Source organism: Amycolatopsis sp. NPDC059021, from assembly GCF_042739895.1.
GTDB lineage: Bacteria > Actinomycetota > Actinomycetes > Mycobacteriales > Pseudonocardiaceae > Amycolatopsis.
Genome location: NZ_JBHYIQ010000191.1, coordinates 1 through 7,045, shown reverse-complemented (window position 1 = coordinate 7,045; position 7,045 = coordinate 1). Strand labels below are relative to the sequence as shown.

The 7,045-nt window shown below is 68.9% G+C and carries 8 protein-coding genes and 1 pseudogene; 4 read left to right on the top strand and 5 right to left on the bottom strand.

Translation table 11 applies throughout. The annotated features are described in order from the left end of the window. Window positions 1-64: 64 nt before the first annotated feature. The gene (locus tag ACFWX1_RS47575) at window positions 65-1,777 is read right to left on the bottom strand and encodes a hypothetical protein (RefSeq protein ID WP_378396545.1); all 1,713 of its coding nucleotides are present in this window, start codon (window positions 1,775-1,777) and stop codon (window positions 65-67) included. A gap of 293 nt (window positions 1,778-2,070) precedes the next feature. Between ACFWX1_RS47575 and ACFWX1_RS47570 the strand changes: the two genes are divergently transcribed. Then, complete coding sequence (locus tag ACFWX1_RS47570; protein ID WP_378396544.1) at window positions 2,071-2,454, top strand: VOC family protein; 384 nt, start codon at window positions 2,071-2,073, stop codon at window positions 2,452-2,454. A 15-nt stretch (window positions 2,455-2,469) separates the two neighbouring features. Here ACFWX1_RS47570 and ACFWX1_RS47565 read toward each other — a convergent pair whose 3' ends face one another. The 4 genes from ACFWX1_RS47565 to ACFWX1_RS47550 all read right to left on the bottom strand — a co-directional run bounded on the left by ACFWX1_RS47565 (window position 2,470) and on the right by ACFWX1_RS47550 (window position 4,406). Beyond that, complete coding sequence (locus tag ACFWX1_RS47565) at window positions 2,470-2,841, bottom strand: DUF4186 domain-containing protein (protein WP_378396543.1); 372 nt, start codon at window positions 2,839-2,841, stop codon at window positions 2,470-2,472. After that, window positions 2,841-3,326, bottom strand: a complete 486-nt coding sequence (locus ACFWX1_RS47560) for a DUF488 family protein (RefSeq protein ID WP_378396542.1) — start codon at window positions 3,324-3,326, stop codon at window positions 2,841-2,843. The genes ACFWX1_RS47565 and ACFWX1_RS47560 overlap by 1 nt, the downstream gene beginning before the upstream one ends. A gap of 29 nt (window positions 3,327-3,355) precedes the next feature. Further along, a complete protein-coding gene (locus ACFWX1_RS47555; RefSeq protein ID WP_378396546.1) occupies window positions 3,356-3,694 on the bottom strand; it encodes a YybH family protein in 339 nt (112 codons plus the stop codon). 115 nt (window positions 3,695-3,809) lie between these two features. Continuing rightward, window positions 3,810-4,406 carry a TetR/AcrR family transcriptional regulator gene (locus tag ACFWX1_RS47550; protein WP_378396541.1) on the bottom strand — a complete coding sequence of 199 codons (597 nt, stop codon included), beginning with the start codon at window positions 4,404-4,406 and terminating at the stop codon, window positions 3,810-3,812. Window positions 4,407-4,501: 95 nt separating this feature from the next. On the opposite strand from ACFWX1_RS47550, the gene ACFWX1_RS47545 reads away from it, so the two are divergent. From ACFWX1_RS47545 to ACFWX1_RS47535, 3 genes and pseudogenes are all read left to right on the top strand, one after another. Continuing rightward, window positions 4,502-5,494, top strand: coding sequence for a quinone oxidoreductase family protein (locus ACFWX1_RS47545; RefSeq protein WP_378396540.1), 993 nt, complete (start codon window positions 4,502-4,504; stop codon window positions 5,492-5,494). Window positions 5,495-5,717: 223 nt separating this feature from the next. Continuing rightward, on the top strand, window positions 5,718-6,608 hold the full coding sequence (locus ACFWX1_RS47540) for an aminoglycoside phosphotransferase family protein (protein ID WP_378396539.1): 891 nt from the start codon (window positions 5,718-5,720) through the stop codon (window positions 6,606-6,608). A 53-nt stretch (window positions 6,609-6,661) separates the two neighbouring features. After that, window positions 6,662-7,045, top strand: a pseudogene (locus ACFWX1_RS47535) (hypothetical protein); the annotation flags it as partial.

Genomic DNA, 7,045 nt, shown 5'->3' with positions numbered 1-7,045 from the left:
CCTTGAGGGAGTCAGACGCCCTCAAGGTGGCCTTACCGGCACGCCGCAGCGACGTCCCGAAGTCTCATTCGGACGTCAGGTTCTCCGTACTGGTAGCGCCCTGCTGGGTGCGGGTGAGGGTGATCGTCTGCCCGCCGCCGTCCCAGGCGCGATAGTCGAAAGCCGCCGTACCGCCGGCTTCCAGCGCGATGCCCTGGCGTTGGAAGGTGCGGACACCGTGATCGTCTTCTCGCTCCACCTCGACCGCGTACGAACCCTTGGCCTTCGCCCGGCTGGCGTCCACAGTGAACGGACCGCCCGCAGGCGGCAGTTGCGCCTTGACGGTGCCGTTGTCGCCGACCGCGGCGTCCTTCAGCGTGACGCTGTAGAAGGAATGCGGGTAGGTCGCCCCGAGGACGAGGGTGGGAGATTGCGATTTGCCGGGGGTGTAGGTCAGATCACCGGTTTTTTCGCTGGGCGTGATGGTGTCCTGCTCGCCGGGCTTGAGCCGGATTCCCTCCACCGCCATGTCGAAGGTGGACCCGATGATGGCGACGGACTCGGTGTCCTCGGTCTTCAGGGCCGAGCCGTCGAGCGTGATCTTGAAGTGGATTCCCTTGGGCAGGACGTAGTAGGGCTCCAGGTTCTCCTCCCAGGTGGCCGCCAGCCTGGTCATGGCCTGCGCGCCGGGGATCTCGTTGACCAGCTTGCCGTTGACGTATCCGGTGCGGCGGCCGGCGTCGTCGGTGATCACCAGGTGGCCGTGATCACGCGGATTGCCGTTGAGGAAGATCTCGATCGCCTCGCCACCGGCCTGCGCCCCGCCCGGGGACGGAGCCGGGTTGGCCGCCCCGGTACCGCCGGTTCCGCTGGGCGGCACCGGCGGGAACGGCTGCTGTTGCAGGCCGGGATTGCTCGGATTCATCCACAGTGTGTTCGTGCTCGCGTCACCGTCGTACGTCTCGGCCGGATCGTTGGGGTTAGCCGCGGTGGTGTACTTCCAGGTGTTGGCCTTGCGGTCGACGTCGATGCGCTGCACGGCCTTGGGAAAATTGTTGTCGTAGATGAGGATCTGGGCTGTCCCGTCGCCCTTGTCCTCGACCGCGTACGGCGTCACCGCGTGCCCGCCGCTGCCATCCCGTTTGAAGATCCCGATCGTCCAGGTCTCCGGGTTGTCCGGCCTCAGTTCCTTGAGCAGCCGGTCGACGATGTCGTTGGGGGTGCCCGTCACCTTGTTCTGCATCACCGTGGGCATGAACTGGTGCACGAAGGTGTAGGCGATCTCCCTCTGGGCCGGCGCGTTGTCCTTCGCCAGCTCCACCGTCTGCTTGCCGCCGAGCTCCGCCGGGTTCAGTGTTTTCTTCCACCACAGCAGACTGGCCACCGAGAAGCCGTAGCAGTGCCCGCCGTTCATCCCGGCGTTCTGCTGCTCCATCCACATCTGGGCTTCCGGCGTGAGATCGCATTTGCCCACCGCGGCGTCGGCGCAGACCTTGTCGCCGAACAACCTGCGCATCTCGTTCGAGGTCAGGTTCGTGATCCCCTCCTCGTTGCCGTAGTTCTGGAACCCGAAGCCATCCTTGTCCGGCCGGAACCCGGTGTCCGCCTTCAACGGACCGGAGGGCTTGTATTCCTTGCCCGCCTCCGCCGGGTTCGCCGTCGCCGCCTGGCCCGCCGTGGCGCCGGTGCCCGACGAGCACCCCGTCACGGACACCCCGGCGAGGAGCAGCCCCGCCGCCATCCCCGCCTTCCACCGCATCCGCACGGGCCGCCCGGCCCGGCAGTCGACCACCGTCATGGTTCCCCTCATTCCTGTCCGACGCACCAACCCGCCCGCGTCGTCTTTTGCTCGACTCTGTTTCGCCCGGTGCTCAGGCAGTTACACCGTTCCCGGGCAGCCGCGTACGCAAGTGCGTGTCACGGCACGCTGGCCAGGTTCGCCCGCGGAGATCAACGCGGCGTCGACAACCGTTAAACGCCCGCGCGGCACCTTCAGCGCCGCGCGGGCGTTGACCTCCAGTTAACTCGACGTTCTATCGTCGGTAGTGGCTCGGTTGCCGATCGCACCGGCCGGACACCGGAGGGAACATCATGGCCATCCAGTTGAACCACACGATCGTCGCCGCTCGCGACAAGACGGCGTCGGCGGCTTTCCTGACCGATCTGCTCGGGCTTCCCGCCGCGTCGCCTTTCGGCCCGTTCATGGCCGTGCAGGTGGACAACGACGTGACGCTGGACTACATGGACAGCGACGGCGAGATCATCCCGCAGCATTACGCGTTCCTGATCAGCGAAGAGGAATTCGACACGATCTTCGGCCGCATCACCGAACGCGGCCTGGCCTACTGGGCCGACCCGCAGAAGGCCAAGCCCGGCGAGATCAACCACGCGGACGGCGGGCGCGGCGTGTACTTCGACGATCCGGACGGGCACAAGCTGGAGATCCTCACCCGCCCCTACGGCAGCGGAAACTGATCGGCCCTGCCGCGGTCAGGGTGGCGGGCGGCGGGGAGCGTACTGGCCCACGATCCATCGGCAGATCGCTTCCACGACGTAGCCTCGCTCGGCGTCGTCGAGCGCACGCCCGGCGGGGATGCCGTGCCAGCGCGCCAGGCAGGTGCGGCAGCACGTCGCGGTGGCGTGCTGTGCGACGAACACGGGATGCCCGCGATAGGGCGTCTGACGGCCGTCGTTGCGCGGTGCGGCCGGGGCCAGCCTGCGCTCGATCAGGTCCTCGGCGTGCCTGCGGACGGTGGCGATGCCGCGCAGGTCGACCACCGCCCGATCCCGGCCACCGAGCCGGAACCTCGCGCGGAAGCGGTGCTGCCCGATCCGGTGCAGGCGGGCATCCAGCTCGTCCATCACCACGGACGCAGGTGCTCGATCGTGGCACGGTGGCCGGCCTGCAACCGTTCGGCGATCAACGAACGGTGGCAGGCCTCCGGGTCGCGCTCGACACAGAACAACGCCGCGATCCCTCTACCCGGCAGCGCCGAGACGACCGGCGCGAGGTCGGCGCGGTCGAGGATCTCGGTGGTGTAGCGGCCGATGTACTCGGCGGCGAGTTCGCGGCGCGAGCGCTTGCCGACTCCTTGACGGTCGTCCTCGGCGTACTGGAGCCGGCGTAGCTCGGTGGTGGGGGCGAGTTCGGGGTGGTGCTCGTAGGCGATCCGGGCCTGAGCGAGGGCCGCCTGCAGCCGGCGTGAGTTCGCCCAGGCGTACTCGGGCCCGCGGACGCCGCGGCGCTGGCGTACGTCAAGCAGGACGCGGACGCCGGCCTGCCGCAGTCGTTGCAGGAAGGACTCGCCGTCGAAGCCGTAGACCCCGATCGTCACCATCCTGAGCATCGGAATCACCCCACCTGTCAGCTCTGCCATCACGGCACGAGTGGCGGCCGGTCCGCGACCCGTAACCACGACCCGTCCGGCTGACGACGGGCGATTTCGGCGGTCACCTCACCGGAGGCCACCGTGGTCGCTGTCAGCGCGAGGTCACCGCTCACCAGCGCCGGCTGCTGCCTGCCGGGCGAGATCACCGTCCCGGCCGCCACCATCCGCTCGAACACCTTACGGATCTCCGCGTGCCCGGTCGCGAGATGGCCCGGCGGGAACGCCAGCACCGCGTCCGGCTCGTACAACGCCACCAGTCCGTCGACATCGCCCGCGTTGGCGCGCTCGACGAAATACTTGCCCAGGTCGTTAGGCTCGGTCGCCACTGGTTTGTCCGTCACGCCGATCAGCCTCGCAACCAATACACGACATCCTGTGTCGCGTATTCCGGCCCGGTCGAGTTTTCGTGCGCGCCGAGGCGGGCCGTCGGCTCCGCGAACCTCAGGGCATCGCACCGGCCGGACGCAGGTGATCGAGGCACAGGTCCAATGCGCACTCCAGGTAGCGGGCGGACCCGGTCGACATCAGGATCGCGACCCCGCCCTGGATCGCCGTGATGATCGCCATCGCGGTGGCGCCGGGATCGAGGTCCGTACGGACGTTTCCGCTGTCGCGCATCGTCTCGATCCCGGTACGGACCTGCGCTTCCCATTGCGCGAGCAGTTGCCCGGTGACCTCCTGCGCTGCCGGGGTGGTTCTGCCCAGCTCGGTGATCAGGATGCCGAGCGGGCAGTGCACCCCCTGCCGCCGGTAGCGCTCGACGACGGCGTCGCGCCAACTTTCCCATGCCTGCCACGTGGTCAGCGCGCCGAGGTGTGGCTGCTGGTCTTCGAGCACCCGGTCGGCTTCCCGCCGGGCCACCGCGAGGAGGAGCTGTTCCTTGCCGTCGGGGAAGTAGTGGAAGAGCTGGCTCTTGCCGGTTCCGCTGCGCCGGCATACGTCGTCCAGTGTGGTGGCGTTGACGCCGTGTTCACGGATCTCGGCCGCCGCGGCGTCGATGATCCGCGAGCGGGTCGCGGCGCCCTTCTTCGTCAGCAACGCGGACCTCCAGGATTGTACTTGCCGGTCCATTTTATCCGGACGACACTGGCCTGGCCAACGAAGATCACCACCGACGGAAAAGGGGAAAACCCATGCAGGCCATAGTGATCGAGGAGCTCGGCGGGCCGGAAAAGCTCGTCGCACGGGAGGTTCCGGAGCCGGAACCCGGACCGGGCGAAATCCTGGTCGACGTCACGGTGGCGGGCGTCAACTTCATGGACACCGGCGTGCGGCGGCACGGCCCCGTTGGCGGAACGGTGCCGTTCGTCCCCGGTGTCGAGGCGGCGGGCGTCGTCCGGGCGCTCGGTTCCGGCGTCACCGGATTCGCCGTCGGCGACCGGGTCGCCTGGGTCTACGCCTACGGCAGTTACGCCGGCAAGATCGTCCTCCCGGCGGCGTCGGCGGTGCCCGTACCGCCGGAGATCTCCGACGAAGCCGCCGCCGGTGTGATGATGCAGGGCATCACCGCCCACCACTTCACCACCGAGGTATACCCGGTGCAGGACGGCGACGTCGTCCTCGTCCACGCCGCCGCGGGCGGGCTGGGGCGGTTGATCGTCCAGATCGCGAAGCACCGCGGCGCCGAGGTGATCGGTGTGGTTTCGCGCGAGGAGAAGGTGGCCTCGGCCAAGGACGCCGGCGCCGACCACGTGCTGGTCTCGACCGGCGATGCGTTCGTCGGCGAAGCTCTGCGGCTCACCGGCGGTGAAGGCGTCCACGCGGTGTTCGACGGCAACGGCGAATCGACGTTCCGCGCGTCGATGCGCGCTCTGCGTCGCAACGGAACCCTGCTCTACTACGGCCCCTTCATCGGGAAAGTCCCGACGATCGGCATGCAGGAGCTCCCGCGCAGCATCAAGATCTGCTACCCGGTCTTCCACGACCACATCGCCACCCGCGAGGAACTGCTGGCACACTCGGCGGACCTCTTCGCGATGATCGCGTCGGGCGGACTTACCGTGGCTGTGGGAGGGCGTTATCCGCTCGAACAGGCGGCCGAGGCGCACCGCGATCTCGAATCCCGCCGCACCACGGGAAAACTGCTCCTGCTCACCGGCGATACACCGTCCGCCAAGGGCCTATGACCCAGGTTTACCCCTGACACATCTCCGAGCCGACGATGGTATCCCGAAATCCCCCACCCGAAGAGGATGTGTTCCGGCGGGTCACGTCGGACTCGTATCATTCGGACATTCCTGGAACCGCTCCTCGCGCCCCGCTGCTGTTGTGCCTCGACTGTCCGGGTGGCCGGGACGCGAGGTGGCGGACCAGGTGGGGGCGGCGGGCTACTCGGTAAAGTGACTCCGGATGACCGACACCGAGATCACCGCGGACCTGGTCCGCGACCTGCTGCGGGAACAACATCCAGACCTGGCGGGGCTGACCATCCGCGAGGTGGCGGGCGGCTGGGGCAACCATATGTGGCGCCTCGGGGACGAGCTGGCCGTGCGCATGCAGCGCATGGACCCCACCCCGGAGCTCCAGTTCAAGGAGCGGCGGTGGCTCCCCGTGCTGGCGCCACGCCTGCCGCTCCCGGTGCCGACGCCGGTGCGGTCCGGCGAACCGTCCGAGCGCTTCCCCCGGCACTGGACCGTGATGACGTGGGTTCCCGGCGAGCCGCTGGACCACGGCACGATCAGCCGCGGCGACCACGCGGCCGACACGCTGGCGGGCTTCCTCCGGGCACTCCATGTGGAGGCACCGGCCGAGGCGCCGATCGCCACAGACCGCGGAGCCCATCCCAGGGACTGCACGGACGGCTTCGAGCACTTCTTCCAGGCCGTCGCTCCCGACGACATCGCTGCCGACGTCCGAGCCGTCTGGGCCGACGCCGCTGCGGCCCCCGAATGGGCGGGCCCGCCGGTGTGGGTGCACGGCGACCTGCATCCCGCGAACGTCGTCGTCTCGGACGGAACGCTCTCGGGCATCGTCGACTTCGGTGACCTGTTCGCCGGCGATCCGGCGTGGGATCTCGCTGCCGCGTGGGTGCTGCTCCCCGCGGGCACGGCCGCACGGTTCTTCGACAGGTACGCGCAGGCAGACGAGGCGGCGATCCGGCGCGCCCGCGGGCTGGCCGCCCTGAAGAGCCTCTTCCTGATGCTCATGGGGCAGAACGGAGATCGCGGTCTCCCCGGTGGTAAGCCGCACTGGGGGCCTGCGGGCCGGGCGGCACTTGATCGTGTTCTGAAGGGCGTTTGACGCACGCTGCTTGAATGCGCTTCGGTTATTCGCGAACGCGGAAGGAGTGGCCGATGTCTGTTTTCCGAGGTTTGACCCGTCCGTTGGTGGTGTCCTCGATGATCGGGGCGGTGCTGCTCGGCAGTGTTTCGGCGGCCTCGGCCACCGTTGCCGCGCCCGCGTCGGCTCCGGCACACCGGGCGTGGGGGCCGCTGGGTGCGTTGACGGACCTGGCGGTGCAGCGAATCCTGCTCGGCGACAAGGTCGCGGCGGCGAAGTTCGGTACGGACCAGCCGATCGACGACCCGGTGCGGGAGCAGAAGGTCCTCGACTCGGTCCGGCAGTTGTGGGGGGGGGCCGGGGGGCGGGCGGGGCGGGGCGGGGCGCGGGCACCGCGGGGCGACGCGGGGACGCCAGACAGCTCGCCCCGGCGAGAAGGGCGGGCGTGCCACCACACC